Origin of the sequence: Nocardia farcinica (genome assembly GCF_001182745.1) — a bacterium.
Taxonomy (GTDB): domain Bacteria; phylum Actinomycetota; class Actinomycetes; order Mycobacteriales; family Mycobacteriaceae; genus Nocardia; species Nocardia farcinica.
This window is the reverse complement of record NZ_LN868939.1, coordinates 1784718-1804168: the sequence shown is the minus strand read 5'-3', so window position 1 is coordinate 1804168 and position 19451 is coordinate 1784718. Positions and strand designations below refer to the sequence as shown.

General features: G+C 71.1%; 20 protein-coding genes. 8 read left to right on the top strand and 12 right to left on the bottom strand.

Translation table 11 applies throughout. The features are described from left to right. Window positions 1-27: 27 nt before the first annotated feature. Entirely contained in the window at window positions 28-420 is a 393-nt protein-coding gene (locus AMO33_RS25140; RefSeq protein ID WP_011211285.1) for a hypothetical protein, read from the top strand. A 78-nt stretch (window positions 421-498) separates the two neighbouring features. On the opposite strand, the gene dapC is transcribed toward AMO33_RS25140, so the two are convergent. The 3 genes from dapC to AMO33_RS25125 form a co-directional block, all read right to left on the bottom strand. Then, window positions 499-1608 carry a succinyldiaminopimelate transaminase gene (dapC, locus tag AMO33_RS25135; RefSeq protein WP_060594504.1) on the bottom strand — a complete coding sequence of 370 codons (1110 nt, stop codon included), beginning with the start codon at window positions 1606-1608 and terminating at the stop codon, window positions 499-501. An 8-nt stretch (window positions 1609-1616) separates the two neighbouring features. Then, on the bottom strand, window positions 1617-1937 hold the full coding sequence (fdxA, locus tag AMO33_RS25130; protein ID WP_011211287.1) for a ferredoxin: 321 nt from the start codon (window positions 1935-1937) through the stop codon (window positions 1617-1619). A 125-nt stretch (window positions 1938-2062) separates the two neighbouring features. Further along, a complete protein-coding gene (locus AMO33_RS25125) occupies window positions 2063-4660 on the bottom strand; it encodes a bifunctional FO biosynthesis protein CofGH (RefSeq protein WP_060594503.1) in 2598 nt (865 codons plus the stop codon). Between the two features lie 195 nt (window positions 4661-4855). Between AMO33_RS25125 and AMO33_RS25120 the strand changes: the two genes are divergently transcribed. Both AMO33_RS25120 and AMO33_RS25115 read left to right on the top strand, forming a co-directional pair. Next, entirely contained in the window at window positions 4856-5353 is a 498-nt protein-coding gene (locus AMO33_RS25120; RefSeq protein ID WP_167547540.1) for a PH domain-containing protein, read from the top strand. Between the two features lie 44 nt (window positions 5354-5397). Beyond that, window positions 5398-6993, top strand: coding sequence for a PH domain-containing protein (locus AMO33_RS25115; RefSeq protein ID WP_228790592.1), 1596 nt, complete (start codon window positions 5398-5400; stop codon window positions 6991-6993). A gap of 60 nt (window positions 6994-7053) precedes the next feature. On the opposite strand, the gene AMO33_RS25110 is transcribed toward AMO33_RS25115, so the two are convergent. From AMO33_RS25110 to typA, 5 genes are read right to left on the bottom strand one after another with little or no spacing between them, the layout of a single operon-like run. Next, window positions 7054-7536, bottom strand: coding sequence for a hypothetical protein (locus AMO33_RS25110; RefSeq protein ID WP_011211291.1), 483 nt, complete (start codon window positions 7534-7536; stop codon window positions 7054-7056). Then, window positions 7533-7691 (bottom strand): hypothetical protein, encoded by a 159-nt coding sequence (locus tag AMO33_RS32130; protein WP_011211292.1) that lies wholly within the window; start codon window positions 7689-7691, stop codon window positions 7533-7535. The genes AMO33_RS25110 and AMO33_RS32130 overlap by 4 nt, the downstream gene beginning before the upstream one ends. Window positions 7692-7701: 10 nt before the next feature. Further along, a complete protein-coding gene (mshB, locus tag AMO33_RS25105) occupies window positions 7702-8598 on the bottom strand; it encodes an N-acetyl-1-D-myo-inositol-2-amino-2-deoxy-alpha-D-glucopyranoside deacetylase (RefSeq protein WP_060595139.1) in 897 nt (298 codons plus the stop codon). Then, a complete protein-coding gene (locus AMO33_RS25100; protein WP_060594500.1) occupies window positions 8595-10340 on the bottom strand; it encodes an ABC transporter family substrate-binding protein in 1746 nt (581 codons plus the stop codon). The genes mshB and AMO33_RS25100 overlap by 4 nt, the downstream gene beginning before the upstream one ends. Before the next feature lie 37 nt (window positions 10341-10377). Beyond that, window positions 10378-12276: a translational GTPase TypA gene (gene typA / locus AMO33_RS25095; protein WP_060594499.1), complete on the bottom strand. Its 1899-nt coding sequence runs from the start codon at window positions 12274-12276 to the stop codon at window positions 10378-10380. A gap of 152 nt (window positions 12277-12428) precedes the next feature. Here typA and AMO33_RS32125 point away from each other — a divergent pair, with 152 nt between their 5' ends. Beyond that, the gene (locus tag AMO33_RS32125; protein ID WP_011211296.1) at window positions 12429-12605 is read left to right on the top strand and encodes a hypothetical protein; all 177 of its coding nucleotides are present in this window, start codon (window positions 12429-12431) and stop codon (window positions 12603-12605) included. 53 nt (window positions 12606-12658) lie between these two features. Continuing rightward, entirely contained in the window at window positions 12659-12946 is a 288-nt protein-coding gene (locus tag AMO33_RS25090; RefSeq protein WP_011211297.1) for a 4a-hydroxytetrahydrobiopterin dehydratase, read from the top strand. Here the strand turns inward: AMO33_RS25090 and AMO33_RS25085 are convergent, their stop codons facing one another. Beyond that, complete coding sequence (locus tag AMO33_RS25085) at window positions 12947-14191, bottom strand: mannosyltransferase (protein ID WP_060594498.1); 1245 nt, start codon at window positions 14189-14191, stop codon at window positions 12947-12949. Between the two features lie 344 nt (window positions 14192-14535). On the opposite strand from AMO33_RS25085, the gene AMO33_RS25080 reads away from it, so the two are divergent. Together AMO33_RS25080 and AMO33_RS25075 are read left to right on the top strand one after the other, a co-directional pair. Next, the gene (locus tag AMO33_RS25080; RefSeq protein ID WP_041560399.1) at window positions 14536-15318 is read left to right on the top strand and encodes an Rv1157c family protein; all 783 of its coding nucleotides are present in this window, start codon (window positions 14536-14538) and stop codon (window positions 15316-15318) included. A gap of 132 nt (window positions 15319-15450) precedes the next feature. Further along, window positions 15451-15810, top strand: coding sequence for a hypothetical protein (locus AMO33_RS25075; protein WP_011211300.1), 360 nt, complete (start codon window positions 15451-15453; stop codon window positions 15808-15810). Here AMO33_RS25075 and AMO33_RS25070 read toward each other — a convergent pair. From AMO33_RS25070 to AMO33_RS25060, 3 genes are all read right to left on the bottom strand, one after another. Beyond that, window positions 15807-16523 (bottom strand): DUF1906 domain-containing protein, encoded by a 717-nt coding sequence (locus AMO33_RS25070; protein WP_011211301.1) that lies wholly within the window; start codon window positions 16521-16523, stop codon window positions 15807-15809. The two genes, AMO33_RS25075 and AMO33_RS25070, sit on opposite strands and share 4 nt — an antisense overlap. A gap of 172 nt (window positions 16524-16695) precedes the next feature. Beyond that, entirely contained in the window at window positions 16696-17826 is a 1131-nt protein-coding gene (locus tag AMO33_RS25065) for a hypothetical protein (protein WP_060594497.1), read from the bottom strand. A gap of 222 nt (window positions 17827-18048) precedes the next feature. Continuing rightward, on the bottom strand, window positions 18049-18648 hold the full coding sequence (locus tag AMO33_RS25060) for a CHAP domain-containing protein (RefSeq protein ID WP_011211303.1): 600 nt from the start codon (window positions 18646-18648) through the stop codon (window positions 18049-18051). A gap of 114 nt (window positions 18649-18762) precedes the next feature. Here AMO33_RS25060 and AMO33_RS25055 point away from each other — a divergent pair, with 114 nt between their 5' ends. Then, window positions 18763-19317: a TetR/AcrR family transcriptional regulator gene (locus AMO33_RS25055; RefSeq protein ID WP_011211304.1), complete on the top strand. Its 555-nt coding sequence runs from the start codon at window positions 18763-18765 to the stop codon at window positions 19315-19317. Window positions 19318-19451: the final 134 nt, after the last annotated feature.

Below are 19451 nucleotides of genomic sequence, written 5' to 3'. Positions count from 1 at the left end.
ATTCGCCGAGTCCCAGGAGTACATGCGATGCCAACCAACGGACCTTTCGGCATCGACCCGGAAGACTTCGAACGCGCACTACGCGAAGCGGGCACCGAGCTGCGCGACCTGCTCGGCAAAGCCGGCGTCTATCTCGATCGGGTGGATCACGCGAGCGTCGCCGGGCTCACGTCGCTGCTGGCGCAGTTCGTCCCATCGCGGCCGGCGCGGCCACCGGAACCCGAGGGTGAGATCACCGGTGAGAGCGGCAGCGGAGTATGGGTGATCTACCGCCTCGACGACGGCGGCGAGGCCCGGGTCGACCAGGTCTTCCCGAGCGAACTCGAGGCCCTACGCGCGCATCGCGACAACACCGACGAGCGCCGACGGGTGCGATTTCTGCCCTACGGCGTGCCGGCGAGCGTGCTGGACGCACCCTGAGACGACCGGAGCACTGTCACCCTCACAGGCATGGACCTGACAACCACGACGCGGCGCGTGGCACGGACACTCGCGCCGTCAGTTCGTGGTCAGGCGGGCGACCGCGGCGGCGATCCGTTCGTCGGTGGCGGTGAGGGCGATGCGCACGTGCTCGCCGGAGGCCGGGCCGTAGAAGTCGCCGGGGGCGGCGAGGATGCCGCGCTCGGCGAGCCAGTCCAGCGTGGTGCGGGCGTTCTCGCCGCGGGTGGACCACAGGTACAGGCCCGCCTCGGAGTGGTCGATGCGGAAACCGGCGGCGGTCAGCGCGGCGCGCAGCTGCTCGCGGCGCACCCGGTAACGCTCGCGCTGCTGGGCCTCGTGAGTGTCGTCGGCCAGCGCGGCGGTCATCGCGGCCTGGATCGGGAAGGGCACCATCATGCCGGAGTGCTTGCGCACCTCGAGCAGCTCGGCCACCAGTTCCGGATCACCGGCGACGAACCCGGCACGGTAGCTGGCCAGGTTGGAGGTCTTCGACAGCGAATGGATCGCGAGCAGGCCGGTGTGATCGCCGTCGCACACCTGCGGATCCAGGATCGACAGGGCGCGCGCGTCCCAGGACAGGCCGAGGTAGCACTCGTCGGAGGCGACGACGGCGCCGCGCTCGCGGGCGAAGGCCACCACCTTGCGCAGATGCTCGACACCCAGCACGCGCCCGGTCGGGTTCGACGGGGAGTTGAGGTAGATCAGTGCGGGCGACTGCGGCCCGAGCCGGGTCAGTCCGTCCGCGCGCAGGATCTGCGCGCCCGCCAGCAGCGCGCCCACCTCGTAGGTCGGGTAGGCGATCTCCGGGATGACCACCAGGTCGGCCGGGCCGATGCCGAGCAGCCGCGGCAGCCCGGCGATCAGCTCCTTGGTGCCGATGACCGGCAGCACCGCCGCCGGGTCCACGCCGGTCACGCCGTAGCGCCGTTTGAGCGCGTCCACCGCGGCGGCGCGCAGTTCGGGGGTGCCGTGGGTGGTCGGGTACCCTGGCACCTCCGCGACGGAGTCGAGCGCCGTGCGGATCACCGGGGCGACCGGGTCGACCGGCGTGCCCACCGACAGATCGACGATCCCGCCGGGGTGGGCCGCCGCCTTCGCCTTCACCGCGGCGATGGTGTCCCACGGAAAATCGGGTAGCAGACTGCTGACCCGGCCACGCGATACCACCGGTGGTCTCACTCCCCCATCGGGGGAAGTTCCTTGATGAACGGCGGGTCGTAGTCGACCTTGCCGACCTTCGTCGCGCCGCCCGGGGAACCCAGCTCGTCGAAGAAGTCCACGTTGGCGTTCACGTAGCCACTCCACTGGTCCGGGGTGTCGTCTTCGTAGAAGATCGCCTCCACCGGGCACACCGGCTCACATGCACCACAGTCCACGCATTCGTCGGGATGGATGTACAGCATGCGGCCACCCTCGTAGATGCAGTCCACGGGGCATTCCTCGATGCATGCCTTGTCCTTCACGTCAACGCACGGTTCAGCGATGATGTACGGCACTGCCGTTCTCCTAGTCTGTCCTCACCTGCGGGGATGATCCGCCACGCGAAACCCTATCCCGAGCACCCACGTTACTCCGGGTCAGCCTGCCCTAACTCACCCGGATTCACGTGGGTCGCTTCGGTTCAGCCGACCGGCACGATCGGCGCGGGCCGCCGGTCCACCCGGCCGTAGACGGTGGTGCGTTCGCGCACCGGCCTGCCGATGCCCTCGGCGATCTCGGCCAGCTCGGCCACGGTCTTCGCCGAACCGTGCTGCGACCCGGCCATGCGCGAGATGGTCTCCTCCATCAGCGTGCCGCCCAGATCGTTGGCGCCGCCCTGCAACATCACCCGGGTACCCGCGATGCCGAGCTTGACCCAGCTGGTCTGGATGTTGTCGATCCGCCCGTGCAGCATGATCCGCGCCAGCGCGTGGGCGGCCCGGTTGTCGCGGATGGTCGGGCCGGGCCGGGCCGCGCCCGCCAGATACAGCGGCGCGCTCTGGTGCACGAACGGCAGCAGCACGAATTCGGTGAAACCGCCTGTCTCGTCCTGGATTCCGCGCAGCACGCGCAGATGGCCGACCCAGTGGCTCGGATTGTCCACGTGCCCGTACATCATCGTCGAGCTGGACCGCAGCCCGACACGGTGCGCGGTGGTGATCACCTCGATCCAGGCCGAGCTGGGCAGCTTGCCCTTGGTGAGCACCCAGCGCACCTCGTCGTCGAGGATCTCGGCGGCGGTGCCCGGGATGGTGTCCAGGCCCGCCTCCTTGAGCGCGGTCAGCCAGTCGGCGATGCTCTCGCCGCCGCGGGAGGCGCCGTTGACGATCTCCATCGGGCTGAACGCGTGCACGTGCATCGAGGGCACCCGCCGCTTCACCGCCCGCACCAGATCCGCGTACCCGGTCACCGGCAGGTCGGGGTCGATGCCGCCCTGCATGCAGACCTCGGTGGCGCCGTCGACGTAGGCCTCCCAGGCGCGGTCGGCGACCTCCTCGGTGGACAGCGTGAACGCGTCGGCGTCGCCCTTGCGCTGGGCGAACGCGCAGAACCGGCAACCGGTGTAACAGATGTTGGTGAAGTTGATGTTGCGGTTGACGACATAGGTCACGTCGTCGCCGACGGTGTCCCGGCGCAACTGGTCGGCCAGCGCGGCGACCGCGTCGAGTTCGGCGCCGTCGGCGGTGGCCAGCGCCAGGTATTGATCGTCGGAGAGCCCCGCCGGGTCGCGTTCGGCGGCGCGCAGCGCGGCGAGCACGTCGGAGTCCAGCCGTTCGGGCGCGTTCACGGCCAGGTCGCGGACCTGCTCGCGGATGGTGTCCCAGTCGCCGAAGGCGCCGACCACGTCCTGTCCGAGGGCGGCGTCGCTGCGCGCCTCGGTGTTGCGGCCCTCGGTGTCGATGGCGGTGTTGAGGTCGGTGCGGCCCGCCGACTCCCACGACTCGTCCGGCTCCTGCCAGGGCAGACCCACCGGCAGCGCGTCGGCCTTCGCCAGGCCGGTCACCGGGTCGGTGAGCGCGGCGACGTGGGCGCCGATGCGCGGGTCGATCCACGGATTGCCCGCCCGCACGTACTTCGGGTGCGCCGAGGTGCGCTCGACCAGGGTGAAGCCGCTGGCCTCGGTGAGCTCGCGCAGGGTGTCCAGGTTCGGCCACGGCCGCTCCGGGTTCACGTGGTCCGGCGTCACCGGGGAGACCCCGCCCCAGTCGTCGATGCCCGCCTCGATCAGCGCCAGGCACTCCTGCCGGGAGACGAGGTTCGGCGGCGCCTGCACCGGCACGTCCGGCCCGAGCAGCAGGCGAGTGACGGCGATGGTGGCCCGGAACTCGTCGAAGCCTGCGTCGGGGGCATCGCGCATGGCGGTGTCGTCCTTGGCGCGGAAGTTCTGGACGATCACCTCCTGGATGTGCCCGAAGGCCTTGTGCTGCTTGCGGATCGCCATGATCGACTCGGCCCGCTCGGTGAGCGTCTCGCCGATGCCGACCAGGATGCCGGTGGTGTAGGGCACCGAGAGCCTGCCCGCGTCGGTGATGGCGCGCAGCCGCACCGCCGGGTCCTTGTCGGGGCTGCCGTGGTGGCACTGCCCCTTCTCGGTGAACAGCCGGGTGGCGGTGGTCTCGAGCATCATGCCCATCGACTGGGCGACCGGCTTGAGCCGCGCGATCTCCGCCCAGCTCATCACGCCGGGGTTGAGGTGGGGCAGCAGGCCGGTTTCCTCGAGCACCAGGATCGAGACGGCGCGCAGGTAGTCCAGCGTGGAGTCGTAGCCGCGTTCGTCGAGCCACTGCGCGGCCTCCGGCCAGCGGTCCTCGGGCCGGTCGCCGAGGGTGAACAGCGCCTCCTTGCAGCCGAGGGCGGCGCCGCGGCGGGCGATGTCGAGCACCTCGTCGGGCTCGAGGAACATGCCCTTGCCCTCGGCCCGCAGCTTGCCCGGCACCGTGACGAAGGTGCAGTAGTGACAGCGGTCCCGGCACAGCCGGGTCAGCGGGATGAAGACGTTGCGCGAATAGGTGATGGTGCCGGGCCGGCCCGCCGACTCGAGCCCGGCGTCGCGTACCCGGGCGGCGCTGCGGCACAGGTCGGCCAGGTCGTCGCCGCGGGCGTGCAGCAGCACGACGGCTTCGTCGAGATTGAGGCTCACCCCGTCGCGGGCCCGGCGCAACGCCCGGCGCATCGCCGACGGGGAGGGCGGAGCGGGCGGGACGTTCGGGGTCGCTAGCTCGGTCACGCCCTCGATCATGCGCTAACCATCCTGGACTGTCTCCCTCCAGTGCGTCCGACCGAGCCTAGCGGTGCCGATCCCCGGGGTGGGGGCGGCGCTCACGACCGGCCGGTCACGGACTCGTCGTGAGCGTTCACAACCTCGCCGCCGCGTGGCCTATTCCACCCGTGTGGGCGACCCGCCGGTTTCCGGCCTCGTGCGACGATGACAGGCATGTCGCAGCCGCGCACGATCATGGCCGATCCGGCCTGGCGTCCCAGCCCACGGGCGAAACTGCTCTGGACCGCGCAATCGGTGCTCGGGTGGGTGATCCCGTTCGTCGCGCTGATCGTCTGGGCGGCCGTCGATTCGGAGCGGCGCACACTGCAGGTGCTCGCGCTCTGCGCCGGGCTGGCGCTGGCGGTGTTCAGCGCGCTGATCGTCCCGTGGTGGCGCTACGCGGTGCACCGCTGGGAGATCACCGACGAGGCCGTCTACACCCGGGTCGGCTGGCTCTCCCAGGAGAGCCGGGTCGCGCCCATCTCGCGGGTGCAGACGGTCGACATCGAACGCGGACCGCTCGAGCGGCTGCTCGGCCTGGCCACCGTCACCGTCACGACCGCCTCCTCCGCCGGGGCGGTCACCATCACCGGTCTGGATCTGCCGGTGGCCGAGGAGACGGTGCGCAGGCTCACCGAGATCGCCGCGCGCCACCGCGGGGACGCGACGTGAACGCACCGCAGACCGATCGGCCGTGGTCGCGGTTGGATCGGCGAATGCTGTTGGTGCATCCGGTGAACGAGGTCGTCAAGTTCATCCCGGTGTTGATCGGTTCGGTCATCCTCGGCACGAGCAGCGGCAACCACGGCTGGAGCCTGGTGCCGCTGGCGCTGATCGTCGGATACGCGCTGAGCCGCTGGTTCACCACCACCTACCGGGTCGGGCCGACGCATGTCGAGTTGCGCACCGGGCTGCTGCAACGCCGCACGCTGTCGGTGCCGCGGTCGCGCATCCGCTCGGTCGACATCGAAGCCGACCTGCTGCACCGGGTGCTCGGGCTGGCCGTGGTGGTCGTCGGCACCGGGCAGGCCGCCGACAGCGGCGAGAAGTTCCGGCTCGACTCGCTGGCCGCCGGAACCGCACCCGCGTTGCGCGCCGAACTGCTCGCGCACACCGCCGAACAGGTTCCCGCCGAAGGTGATTCGGCCGTGCCGACGACCCGCGCGCCGCAGGGCCGCGAGATCGGGCACTGGCAGCCCGCCTGGGTGCGGTACGCGCCGCTGTCGCTGACCGGATTCGCCGTCGTCGCGCCGATCGTCGGCCTGGCCTTCCAGTTCGGCCTCGGCGAGGTGGTGATCACCTCCGAGACCGCGCACGCGGTGGAGGGCCGCGCCGTCGCCGTCGTCGTGCTGATCGGACTCGCGGTGCTGGCCTGCGTGGTCGTGCTGGTCAGCCTGGCCGCCTGCGCCCGCTACCTGAGCACCTATTTCGGCCTGCGGGTGCTCGACACCGGCCGCACCCTGCACCTGAGCCACGGGCTGTTCACCACCCGCCAGATCACCCTGGACCTGGCCCGATTCCGCGGCGCCACCGTGAACGAGCCGCTACTGCTGCGGCTGGCGGGCGCGGCCGAACTCGAAGCCATCATGGTGGGCGAGAACCCGCGCCAGAAGATCCTGCCGCAGGCGCCGCGCGCGGCGGTCGAACGCACCCTGGCCGAACTGCTGGGCAGCAGGCACCTGTCGACGATGTCGGCCGAGACGCCCGCTGCCCCGGCGAAAACGCCCGCACCGGAGGTGGCATCGCCCGGCACGGCGCAGTTGTCGGCGCCGCTCACCCCGCACGGCCCCGTGGCCCGCCGCCGTCGCTACGTGCGCGCGATCGCTCCGGTCGCCGGACTGGCGGCGGCGCTGTTCGCCCTGCCGACCTTCGGCTGGGCGGCCGGGGCCTGGTGGTGGCTGGTGCCCGCCGTGCTCTTCCTCCTCGCGCTGGCCTTGGCGGAGGATCGGTATCGCGGGCTCGGGCACACCGTGCTCCCCCGCTCCGGTACCGGCCCGGCCTGGCTCATCACCCGATCCGGTTCCCTCGACCGCGACCGCGACTGCCTCGAAGCGCCGGGCATCATCGGCTGGACGGTGCGCCAGACCTTCTGGCAACGCCGGGCCGGGATCGCCACCGTGGTCGCCGCCACGGCGGCCGGCAAGAAGGCCTACCAGGTCGTCGACGTCCCGCTCGCCCGGGCGTGGGCGATCATCGAGGCCGCGACACCGGGCGCGCTCGGGAGCCGGGACGATCCGACCCACGTCGAGGGAACCGCGCCGGGCCGGTCGAGGTCGGGACCGGGCGGAGCCACCGCGCGGAACCCGGGCTGACGAAGCGGGTTCGCGCGCCGGCGACGACCGATGCCGTCGCCGAGCGGCACCCTCACGCGCTCAACGCCCCGCGACCCCCGTCGCCCGCTGGAACACGTAGATCAGCGGCGCGCCCACACCGCAGACGAGCAGCAGCAGGGTCGGCCATTCGCTCATGAGCACCAGGTCGCCGCCGGGCCCGGGGAACGTGCACACCAGGAACCCGAGCGTCCACGCCATCACCGGCAGCATCGCCACCCGGACGCTGTCGGTGAGCGTGCGCATGGCCGCCACCAGCGCGATGTTGACGACCGCGGCGAGCACCGCCGTGATCGGCACCGGGACCGCTCCCGACCCCGGCTGCGCCGCCAGCGGCGCCGCGACCAGCTCCGGTCCCGCGCCGGCCAGCTGCGAACTGCCCAGGTAGATCGGCAGATACAGCACTTCGACCGCGAGTGTGAACAGCGCCGCCAGGATCAACACCACCATCGTGCCCACGCGGGCGATCGCGCCGATGCGGGTGGGTTCGGCCGGCGCATCGGCGCGCTTGTCGAGGGCCGTCACGGCACCGGCGGGTAGCCGAGCAGCGTCAACAGATGGCTCTGCATGTCGACGAACGCGTAGAGCACCGACATGTACAGCTCGTGCTGCTGCTGCGCGCTCGGGCGCAGGCTGTCGACGAAGGCCACGATGGCGTTCTGGAGATCCCAGTTGTACACGTCATGGAGTCTAGGCGGCGTCGCCGTCCAGCCCGGCGAACAGATCGTGTTCGCGCCCGTCCGGCCCGGCGGGACCGCGCCTGCCGCGCACCAGCACGTAGTGCTCCTCGGGCAGCACCGGCTGGGCGATGTTGTTCGACAGCGCGAACTCCCGGCCCGAGGGCGCGACGGTGATCTGGGTGGCGTGCGCGCGCAGCGCGGCCCGCTTGGCCGCCAGCACCTCCGCGACGTCGACGGTGGTGGTGACGGTGTCGCTGGCGACGCAGGCCAGCTCGTCCGCCGCGGGCAGCCGCCAGCCGCGCGGCAGTGCGCCCGGCAGGCCCGCGGCGGTGCGCCGGGCGAGTGCCTCGGTGTGCAGGCGCAGCATGTCGGCGTCGGTGACGGTCCAGTAGAACTTCGGCACGTCCCAGCCGCGCTCGGCGGCTGCCCGCACCGCCTCGGTGGTCACCCGGTGCGCGCGGATGTGGTCGGGATGGCCGTAGCCGCCGTTCGGGTCGTACCCCACCACCACCCGCGGCCGCAGGTCGAGCAGCACCTCGACGAGTGCCTCGACCGCCTCCGGACCGGAGTTGACGAAGGCGCGCGGATGCTCGGCCGACGGGGTGCCCGCCATCCCCGAGTCGCGCCACCGCCCGGCACCGCCGAGGAACCGCGGCGGTCCGGCGTCCAACGCGTCGAGCGCCCTGGTGAGTTCGAGGATGCGGTAGCCGCCCAGCTGGTCGGCCCGATCCGCGGCCAGCTGCGCCCACTGCTCGCCGATGACCTCGCCCTCTTCGCCGAGCGTGCAGGTCACCACGGTCACCGGGACGCCGCGGGCGCGGTAGCGGGCGATGGTGCCACCGGTGGTGATGGTCTCGTCGTCGGGGTGCGCGTGCACCAGCAGCAGCCCGCCGGTCGCCGTACTCACGGGATCCTCCGCCACATCGCCGCGTCCCCGAAGATGCCGACCTGGATCGCTCCGTTCAGCGCGGCGCCGTCGACGCCGGGCCCGGCGGCGGCCACCAGGTTGTCCTGCACGATCGGCAGCACCGTCGACAGGCCCCACAGCGCCGGTTCCGCGTCGGCGAGCACCTTGGGCACATCGATGCCGCGCAGGGCCGCGTCGATGGCGGGCTGCAACGCCACGTCGCACAGTCCGGACAGATTGCTCGGCGCCCGGCGCGCCGCCTCCAGCACCGCCTCCGCCTCGCCGTCCGGCACCGGCGCGCCGCTGGGCGGGCAGCCGTACCGCGAGGCCAGCACGGTGGCCGGATCACCGCCGGCGACCTCCCAGCCGACGACGGCGTCCACGCCGCCGTCGACCAGTTCCTTGCCGTAGAGCGCGTCGGCGGTGAGGGTGCGCACGCTCGCATCGATGCCCGCGCTGCGCAGTTGGTCGGCGGCGGTGCTGGCGACGGCGTGCGCGGTGGCATCGCCCACCACGGCCCCGATCCGCACCGCCAGCGACCGGCCGTCACGGGCCAGCGGACGCGGCTGCGGCGCGGGTGAGGTCGGCGAGACCGCCTGCGGCGGCTCCGGCGCCCGCGCGAACCCGGCCTCGGCCAGCAGCGCGAACGCCTCCTCCGGGCTCGGCCGCGGCGGCTGGGTGGGGGTGTAGCCGGGGTCGGAGGGCGAGAGGATCTGGGCGCGTACCGGTTCCACCCAGCCGCCGGTCTGCGCGCCCACCGTCGCCAGCAGCGCCGGATCGAGCAGCGCCAGCACGCCGCGACGCACCCGCGGGTCGGCCAGGTCCGGGTTGCGGCCGTTGAGCACCAGCTGCAACGTGCGCGACTGCGGCATGATCGCGGTCCGCACCGACGGGATCGCCGCCAGCTGCGCCTGGGTGGCGACGCCACCGTGCACCAGCGCCATCTGGGCGTCGCCGGTGCGCAGCGAGTCGGCCAGCTGCGCGGGAGTCCCGCCGCGCCGCAACAGGATCTGGTCCGGCGCGGCCGGGGTGCCCCAGTAGCGGTCGTTGCGTTCGAGCAGGATCTCGTCGCGGCCGGGGTCCACCGACTTGATCGAGAAGTTGCCGCCGGAGACCGGAATGCCCTCGGCCAGCCCGTTGACGAACCCGCCCGGCTGGTCCTTGATCAGGTGCGAGGGCAGCAGGTTGGCGAACAGTTCCCGCCACGCCGGATACGGCTGGGTCAGCACGACCGTCACCGTCTTGCCGCCGCCGGAGGAGCTGACATCGGAGATCAGCCGGTAGGCCGCCGAATCCACCACCCCGGGCTGGGTGATCATCTGCTGCCACAGGAACCGGAAGTCCTCCGCGGCGATGGGTGCGCCGTCGGACCAGTTGGCCTGGTTGCGCAGCGTGTAGGTGATGGTGAACGGCTCCTGCGCGGTGACCTCGGCCGCCGACACCAGCGCTGTGTCCGGCACCCACTGCGTCGCACCCGGTACCGCCGGATCCGGCACCGGGCGGAACGGGCTGGGCAGCACCATGGCGCTGACCGCCGAGGTGGCGGGCGACTGATCGGCGCGCAGATGCGGGTTGAACCCGATGCCGATGTCGTCGATCGCCACCACGACGGTGTTCTTGCCCGGTTTGGCCGGTGTCGTCTTCGGGCTGTCGGTGCTCTCGATCGGCGGGGGCGGATTCGCGGTGCATCCGGCCACCACCAGGACGGAGGCCGCCAGCAGGATCTGCAGCACGCGCAGCATCGCGCGTCGTCTCGCCCCCGAATTCACGTCCCGCACTCTACAACGCGGCCCGGTCCCGTGCCTTCCGCCGCGACAGCTCGCGGGCGCGCTCGTTGGCGTTGAGGATGACCTTGCGCACCCGCACCACGTCGGGGCCGACCTCGACGCACTCGTCGGCCGCGCAGAACTCCAGCGCGCCTTCCAGATCCAGCACCAGCGGCCGCGCCAGGGTCTCGAGCACGTCACCGGTGGAGGAGCGCATGTTGGTCAGCTTCTTCTCGCGGGTGACGTTGATGTCGAGGTCTTCCGCGCGCGGATTGATGCCGACGACCATGCCCTCGTAGGTCTCCGCGCCCGGCTCCACGAAGAAAGTGCCGCGGTCGGCCAGCTGCAACATCGCGTAGGCGGTGACGCTGCCCGCGCGGTCGGACACCAGCGAGCCGGTGTGCCGGGAGCGGATCTCGCCCGCCCACGGCGCGTAGCCGTGCGCGACGGCGTTGGCGATGCCGGTGCCGCGGGTCTCGGTGAGGAAGTCGGTGCGGAAGCCGATCAGGCCGCGCGAGGGCACGATGAACTCCATCCGCACCCAGCCGTGACCCTGATTGGTCATCTGCACCATCTTGCCCTTGCGGGCGGCCAGCAGCTGGGTGACCGCGCCCAGGTGCTCCTCGGGCACGTCGATGGTCAGTTCCTCGAACGGCTCGTGCACCTTGCCGTCGACCATCCGGGTGACCACCTGCGGCTTGCCGACGGTGAGCTCGAAGCCTTCCCGGCGCATGGTCTCCACCAGGATCGCCAGCGCCAGCTCACCGCGGCCCTGCACCTCCCAGGTGTCGGGGCGGTCGGTGTTGAGCACCCGCAGCGAGACGTTGCCGACCAGCTCCTGGTCCAGGCGCGCCTTGAGCAGCCGGGCGGTGAGCTTGGTGCCGCCGTTGCGGCCGGCCAGCGGCGAGGTGTTGATGCCGATGGTCACCGAGATGGCGGGCTCGTCGACGGTGATGCGGGGCAGCGCGACCGGGTTGTCCGGGTCGGCGAGGGTGTCGCCGATCATGATGTCCGGGATGCCCGCCACGGCGACGATGTCGCCGGCCTCGGCCTCCTCCGCCGGGTTGCGCTCCACGCCGACGGTGGCGAGCAGCTCGGTGATCTTCACCGTCGTGGTGCCCTCGGCACTCATCCACGCCACGTTCTGCCCCTTCTTCAGGGTGCCGTTGTGGATGCGGACCAGCGCCAGCCTGCCCAGGAACGGCGAGGCGTCGAGGTTGGTGACATGGGCCTGCAGCGGCGCCTGCGCGTCGCCCTTGGGCGCGGGCACGTGCTTCAGCAGCACGTCGAACAGCGCGTCCAGGTTCGGGGCGTCGGGGGCGTTGCCGTTCTCGGGGCGCTCGGTGGAGGCCTTGCCCTCGCGGCCGGAGGCGTAGAGGACCGGCAGGTCCAGGGCCAGCTCGGCGGCTTCGGCGGCCTCGTCGTCGAGGTCGGAGGCCAGGTCGAGCAGCAGATCGTGGCTCTCCTCGACGACCTCGGCGATGCGGGCGTCGGGGCGGTCGGTCTTGTTGACCACCAGGATCACCGGCAGCGAGGCGGCCAGCGCCTTGCGCAGCACGAAGCGGGTCTGCGGCAGCGGCCCCTCGGAGGCGTCCACGAGCAGCACGACGCCGTCGACCATGGACAGGCCGCGCTCGACCTCGCCGCCGAAATCGGCGTGCCCCGGGGTGTCGATGACGTTGATGACGGTGACCGAGCCGTCCGGGTGGTGCCGGTGCACCGCGGTGTTCTTGGCGAGAATGGTGATGCCCTTCTCGCGCTCGAGATCACCGGAGTCCATCACCCGGTCGACGGGTTCGGCGCGTTCGGCGAAGGCGCCGGACTGGCGGAGCATGGCGTCGACAAGTGTCGTCTTACCGTGGTCGACGTGCGCCACGATGGCGACGTTGCGAAAATCGCGTGCAGACGACACGCTGGATCCTCCTGCTGATAGGTATTGGTGCCGGCCGACCCCTGCAAACAGGTGGAGAATGGAAACTCACCGGGCATCGCGGCCATCGCACACACTACCGGCAATCCGAGGGCCCGCATTCCCCAGCCACGAGTTAGGTTACGCTAACCAATATGGGCAAGGTCAAGGCGAAGAAGGTTTCCAGCCTCAAACCGAAGAAGAAGTGCTGCCGTAAGAAGACGCGCTGCGTGAAATGCCCTGTCGTCATCATGCGGATGAAGAAGGCCGAGGCCGCGGGCGTGTGCGGCAAGGATCTGAAGAAGGCGCTCAAGCAGGCACGCGCGGCATAGGCCCGCGCGGCGATGGGCCGGTGTCTCCCGCCTCGATCGGGTAGTACCGGTACATGACCACCGAGCTGCTCTCCGACGAACAGATCGCCACCGCGCTGCAGGACCTGCCCGACTGGACGCGCTCCGGCGACGAGATCTCCCGCACCGTGCAGGCCGAGTCCTTCCCCGCCGCCATCGCCCTGGTCGACCGGGTCGCCGAGGCCGCCGAGCGGGCCGGCCACCACCCCGACATCGACATCCGCTGGCGCACCGTCACCTTCACCTTGTCCACCCATTCCGCCGGCGGACTCACCGGTCGCGACATCGATCTCGCCCGGCAGATCGACGAACTCGCGCGCTAGTCAGCGCAGCCCGGCCCGCTCCGGCTCGGGCGCGGTGGCCCGCGCGCGCCTGCCCGCCACGATCACCCAGACGTAGCAGGCCAGCACGCCGAGCACGTCCACCGCACCCAGCCAGGACAGCAGGCCGGGCCGGGAGATCTCCCAGATCGTCGGCTGGAAGAACGACAGCACCCACGGCACGCCGACCAGCATGGTCAGCAGCCAGTAACCGGCCAGCACCCGCGCGCCGGGCGCCTGCCGCAGTGGCCCGTACACCAGCCACAGCACCAGCGGCAGCAACCACACCCAGTGGTGCGACCACGAGATCGGCGAGACCAGCAGCCCGAACAGCTGCACCACGAGCAGCGTGCCGAGCAGGTCGTCGGGGCCGAGCGCCCGCCACGCGAAGAACGCCGGCACCGCGACCAGCAGCACCGCCGCGATCCAGATCGGCCCGGTCTCCACGTCGTAGCCGAGGATCCGGCTCAGCGTCCCGCGCAGCGACTGATTCCACACCGAGGCCACCGGTCCGATGCGGTCCGCGTCGCCGAGCAGGGTGCCGAAGTAGCGGGTGGCCTCGTGATTGTTGAGCAGATAACTGATTGCCACGGTGCCGCCGAAGGCCACCGCGGAGAACACCGCGGCGCCCCAGCGCCTGCGCGCCACGAAGTACAGCCCCGTGATCGCCGGTGTCAGCTTGATACCGGCGATCAGCCCGACGAGCCCGCCGGAGACCCACCAGCGCGAGCTGCGCACCGCGAGCATCGCCCCGAGCACCAGGAAGACGTTCACCTGCCCGTAGTCCAGGGTGGTGCGCACCGGCTCCAGCCACACCCCGACCGCCGTCCAGGCCACCGTCGCGGTGCGCCAGCCCGGCTCGCGCAACCGCTCGCGACCGAGCAGCAACTCCAGCGAGATCCGCACCACCCCGTACAGCGCGGCCACCGTGGCCAGCAGCCAGCCGACCGCGATGACGGTGAAGGGCAGGAAGTGCAGCGGCGAGAACACCAGCGCGGCGAACGGCGGATACGTGAAGGGCAGCGGGAAGTCGGGCGTCTTCTCCGCATAGGTGAAGTCGTAGAGCCGGTCGGTGAGCACCGAGGCCGAGCCGTCCACGTAGACGTGCAGGTCGACCAGATTCATCCCGTTGTCGGACAACAGCATCCACAGCAGCCGGGCCAGCACCGAGAGGCCGAGCAACGCCAGCGCCGTTCGCAGGGGGGCAGCGGCCGGACGTGCGTCCGTCCGAGCGCTCTCTCGGTTCAAATCGCAGGCTTTCGGAGGTGGTGTGCGGGTCGCCGGCGCGGCCGGGGGTGTTTCGGAGTGTTCGGCGCACGCGAGCCGAAGGTGATGACTAGATTAACCGGAGTGCCGCGCAGGGCAGTCGGTGGACCGGCGCCATCGGCGTCGGCACACCGGTAACGTTTGCATCAACTTTCACTCCAGTAACATCGAATCGCAGTACTGTCTGGTAACACTGATCGTCCACAGCACCAACAAAGGACTACGGCGGCTGTACAAGCCGGTCCCCATGTCCTTAGAGTGACCCCCGATACCAACGGGTCCGCTCCCGTTGACCAGATGTACCCGAGGTAAGGACGGCTAGACCAGTGCTTCGCACCCGAGGATCGCGGATCGCCTTGACCGCACTCGCCCTGGCGGCGAGCGCTTCGCTCGCCATGCCGACCGCAGTAGCGGCACCGGCCCCCGCTCCCGCCGCCGTTCCGAACAGCGTCCCGATGGTGCCCGAGGGTGTGCCGGTCGACGCGATCGCCGCGCTGACCCCCGCCATCGTCGGCGCCATCGCGGGTCCGGCCGACATCGCCGAGGGCCCGCAGGCGGGCATCCTCGCCCAGGCGCGCACCCTGCTCGCGACGCTGAACCTGCCCCCGCAGATCAAGGCGACGCTCGAGCGGATCATCACCTTCCTCGACGGCAGCGGCGGCGGTGGCCCCGACCTGCCCGAGGACGGCCCCGCCATCGCGCAGTTCCTCTACCCGACCATCGGCAAGGGCTGCATCGGCGATTCCAGCGACTCGGTCGGCACCGCCCTCGCCGTGCCCGGCCCGGCCCAGCTGCCGCCGCCCGGCCCGGCCGCGGGGCAGACCGGTTTCGTGTTCACCGCGCTCGGCACCAAGTCGCCGACCCCCGTACAGAACCCGCCGATGACGGTGCAGTGGCTCAACCTCGACACCCGTCAGTCGGGCGTCGTGCCGCTCACCGACGAGGCCAAGATCAACCCGGACGGCCCGGCCACCCTGTCGGCCATCGTGGACACCGGCCGCGGCCGGATCGTGGCGGTCGTCGGCGGTTCGCTGACCACCCAGGCACCCGATGCCGCGCCGCGCACCTGCTCGTTCCTGCCGACCCTCGGCTTCTTCACCGTCGCCTGAGCGTCCGGCCGACACCACCGAGCATTCGAGGCCCGGTCGCCGATTCCGGCGGCCGGGCTTCGTCGTTCCCCGACACGCACGGCGATGCCGCGAACCCCTCCGGGGCACGCGCGACTGTGGTAGACCGGGACCATGGCGACTGTCGAACTCACGGCACGCACGACCCGCTCGATCCGGAGCAGGCGCTCTCGCCGCTCGATCCTGTCCATCCGTTCGGAGGGCTCGATCCTCTCGATCGGCTCGGCCTATTCGATCCTGTCCATCGGCAGCGTGGGCTCGGTGCTGTCGATCGGGTCGATCGGCTCGTTCGGGTCGATCATCTCCACCAGCTCGTTCGCGAGTCTGGGTTCCGCGTTCTCGGGCCTGTCACGCTGGTCGCTGTTCTCCTGGCGCGGCGATCACGAGGCGCCGGACTCGCGCCCGAGCCTGCGGGTGGTGCCCGACGACGAGCCGGACCTGCGGATCACCCCCGCCGCGCACTGTCAGACCTAGCTCCACTGCCCGTACTGGGGCTTCAGGATGTCGTTGACGTCGACGCCGATGCCGTCGACGGTGCGCTTGTCGATCTCGAACTGGTGCAGGTGGGCGCCGGGATGCACGAAACCCTTGGGCGTTCCCCAGTTGTGCTGCCAGTACCAGGCGCCGAGTCCGGCGACCCGCGCCAGTTCGATGGTGGGCGCGTTGGCGTAGACGCCGACGTTCTGCTTGCCGAGCACGGTCTGCCAGCCGACCAGGTAGGGCGCGATCATGGTGGCGAATTCCACCGGGGTGGGGTTGTCGTCGATGGAGGCGTAGATCGGGGCGTCGTCGGGGCCGCCCGCGGCCAGGTGCAGTTCCAGACCGCGCTCGGCGTGCTTCTTGCCCGCTTCGAGTCCGCCGCGCCAGTCTGCCGTCGGTCCCTTGCCGAATTGGTAGCAGCTGACGATGCTCAGGCCCTGCTCCCGCAGCGCCTCGACCTCTCCGGCGAGCAGCGGTTTGCCCGCCATCCATTCCGCGCCGGGCCGCCGGTCGGAGACGTAGCGGATGACCCCCGCATGGCCGGCCTCGCGAATGGCCGCGGCCGAGGGCACGCCCGCGGCGTAGTCGAGCAGTGTGCCGTAGCGGGGCGCGGCGGCGGCGGGGGTGGCGGAGGCGGTGACGCCCAGGGCGGCCGCGGCGGCGGAGTAGGCGAACAGGGCGCGCCGGGACATCCGATGAGAACGCATTCGCAGGGCTCCTTCGACGAATTCCCCCGGACCGACATGCAGCGTGCCCGGCGCACCTTCCCCAGGTCGATCTGCGCGCCGGGAGCCTCGAACGTGATCACATTTCACCACATTCACACTGGAACCGCTAGGCCCCAGGAACACCACTGATCCCACTGATCACAGCGCGCGTTCACACCAGGCTGTCGATGCGGGCTGCGACGTCGATGATGCGCCCCTCCCCACGCGCGAGTTCCTGCCGCACCACGGCGAGCACCTGGGCGATCACCTGCTTCTTGATACCGGCCAGCGCGCCCAGCGTCGCGGCCCGCACGCCGTGCGCCTTGAATCGCAAGCGCAGATCTTCCGGTTCGGGCGGAGTCACGTCGATCACCACCCGCAGCGGGTCCGCGGCGCGGGCGGTCAGTTCGAGCGGGATCTCGACGTCGGCGCGGTAGCGGTTGGCCTTGAACACCTCCACGGTGATGTCGAGCCCGACCGGCAGCAGCAGGCCGAATCGGCGCGGCGTCACCGCCTCGCGTTCGCTCAACAGTGGCGTGCCGATCGCGCCGCGCACGGTCACCGTCGCGCGGTCGCGCGGCCCGGTGCGCAGCGGCCCGATCTCGATCGGCCGGCCCGCCATCCGGCCGACCACCTCCTCGATCCGCTGCCGGGTGACCACCCGCTCGAAGAAGCGGTGACCGAATTCGCCGTAGTCGATCCAGTCGAAGCGCTCCCGGCCCCGGTGTTCGGAGCGCGTGCCCGCCACCATCGCCTCGATGTCGAAGACCCGCCCGCGCCGCGCCGCCGGTTCGGCGAGGATGGCGTTGACCCGATTGGCGACCTCGCGCTGCACCAGGCCCGCGATCGGGTCGAGCATCCACTCCCAGGCGGAGTCGACGGCGGAGGCGCGCAGCACGAAGCTCACGTTCTCGGCGGCGATGGGTGGCACGTCTATGACGATGAGCACCGGCTCGGCGGTGCGGGCATGCAAGGTCAGGTCGATCTCCACGATCGCCTCCAACCGCAACGGCTTGCCGCCCAGCAGGATCTTCAGCGCCAGCGTCACCGGGACGGTGACGTGGAAGACGAGATTGCGTTCGTGGCGGGACACCGCGGGCGTGCCGACCTTGCCTTCGGCCAGGAAGCCCGCCATTCCGCCGGGCGCCAGGTTCACCGGCCCGATGCTGACGCCCTGGCCCACCATGCCCGACACGGCGGCGATGATGCGGTCCTCGGTCACCGCGTGGGTGACGAACCGCTCGCCGAACTGCGCGTACTCGATCCAGCCCGGTTCCTGCGGGCCTTCCTCACTCGGCTGCATCAGCTCTCGCCAACCCTCACCTCTCCACGGACATCCGACACGCTACGCGACGGGGATTTCGGGAGAACGGCACGATCGGCGGAACCCTGTCCTGCCGATGAGGGGAGAGCAGGACAGGGTCCCTGTCGACAGCGCTGCCGGGCACTGTCGATTCCATAGTACGGCGAGGTCACCCGCGGACCCGCGCCCGCACCGGCCATTTCAGCTGAACAACAATGATTTTCAGAATCGTCCGTAGCCGACCACATCCCGCACGTCCGCGAGGCGGAAGCGGTGCACCGCCACCCGGTCGAACTCGTTGCCGCCGATGGTCGTCACCTCCCCGTCGGCGGCGGCGAGCACGATGTTGGTGTGCTGGCCGAACTGGCTCGACGGGCCGTAGAGCAGCACGTCGCCGGTGCGCGGCCGGTAGCCGTCGGTGGCGGGGACGAATCGGCCGACGCTCTCGTAGTACTCCTGGAGCGTATACACCCCGGGAATGCGCCACGAGCCGGAGTTCGGGTTGGCCAGCGGGCGGCCGGCTTCGCGCATGGTCCAGCTGACGAAGTCGGCGCACCAGGACTCGCGCACCCCCTCGGCATACGCCGTCCCCGGCCGTGGGTCGGCGAATTCCCGCTCCAGCACGGCGAGCAGCGCGCGCTGATCGGCGTCGAGCACGGTGTGGTCGATCGCGGGGAAGGCGCTCAGCCGTTCGCCCACCACGGCCGGTTCACCGCCCTGCCACCAGCGCACCCCGACCACCGCGAGCCCGGCCACCACCGCCAGCGCCAGCGCGGCCACCAGCCACCGCCCGGCCTTGGTTCCCGAGTGTCGTACCGTCATCCCCCACCTCCACGCCGCCGTCTTCTCCTCTATAGACGCACGGGGCGGCGATCCGGTTCCCGTCATCGGGGCGATCCGGCGAGCACGGGATCGGCCGGAATTAGAGTGGTGTGGGTGAGTGCAACCCGCCGCGCCAACCGAGGTCCGAGCGCCGCCGCGGGCAACCGCGCCGCGCTGATCGCCGCGGCACGAGAAGTCTTCGCCACCAACGGTTTCGACGCACCACTGAGCCTCATCGCCCGCACCGCCGGGGTCGGGCAGGGCGTGCTCTACCGGCACTTCCCCACCAGGGCGGCGCTCGCGCTGGCCGTGTTCGAGGAGAACCTGACCGAGGTCGAGACGCTGGCCGCCGATCCGGGTACCACCGTGGCGGATGTGCTGGCCGTCATCGTCGATCAAGTCACCGCCTCGGCCGCCTTCATCGCGATGCTGGATCCGACCAGCGACGATCCGCGCGTATTGGAGCCCGCCTGTCGCCTGCTGACCCTGCTCGACACCAAGCTCGCCGACCCGGCGCAGCGCGGCGGCATCCGCGCCGGGCTGGGCGCCACCGATCTCGTGCTCGCGGTCGCCATGCTGGCCGCGGTGCTGGCGCGCACCGACGTCGCATCCCGGCAGACCACCGCCGAGCACGCGTGGGCACTGCTGCTGCACGGGCTGCTGGACTGATCGAACCCGTCGGGCCATCCGCCCGAGGTCGAGGCGTCGCTCGTTAACCTCCCGCGCGCCGCGCGCGATCCGGATGCAGGCCCGCGCCGGGCGTTCCCGGCCGGACGAGCATCGACGGAAGGACGCCCCGTGAC

Coding starts and splice junctions, on each gene's coding strand:
- AMO33_RS25140 (WP_011211285.1), top strand. CDS start 28: ATGCCAACCAACGGACCTTTCGGCATCGACCCGGAAGACTTCGAACGC.
- AMO33_RS25125 (WP_060594503.1), bottom strand. CDS start 4,660: ATGATCGAGGGCGTGACCGAGCTAGCGACCCCGAACGTCCCGCCCGCT.
- AMO33_RS25120 (WP_167547540.1), top strand. CDS start 4,856: ATGTCGCAGCCGCGCACGATCATGGCCGATCCGGCCTGGCGTCCCAGC.
- AMO33_RS25115 (WP_228790592.1), top strand. CDS start 5,398: ATGCTGTTGGTGCATCCGGTGAACGAGGTCGTCAAGTTCATCCCGGTG.
- AMO33_RS25100 (WP_060594500.1), bottom strand. CDS start 10,340: ATGCTGCGCGTGCTGCAGATCCTGCTGGCGGCCTCCGTCCTGGTGGTG.
- AMO33_RS32125 (WP_011211296.1), top strand. CDS start 12,429: ATGGGCAAGGTCAAGGCGAAGAAGGTTTCCAGCCTCAAACCGAAGAAG.
- AMO33_RS25090 (WP_011211297.1), top strand. CDS start 12,659: ATGACCACCGAGCTGCTCTCCGACGAACAGATCGCCACCGCGCTGCAG.
- AMO33_RS25075 (WP_011211300.1), top strand. CDS start 15,451: ATGGCGACTGTCGAACTCACGGCACGCACGACCCGCTCGATCCGGAGC.
- AMO33_RS25070 (WP_011211301.1), bottom strand. CDS start 16,523: ATGCGTTCTCATCGGATGTCCCGGCGCGCCCTGTTCGCCTACTCCGCC.
- AMO33_RS25065 (WP_060594497.1), bottom strand. CDS start 17,826: ATGCAGCCGAGTGAGGAAGGCCCGCAGGAACCGGGCTGGATCGAGTAC.
- AMO33_RS25060 (WP_011211303.1), bottom strand. CDS start 18,648: ATGACGGTACGACACTCGGGAACCAAGGCCGGGCGGTGGCTGGTGGCC.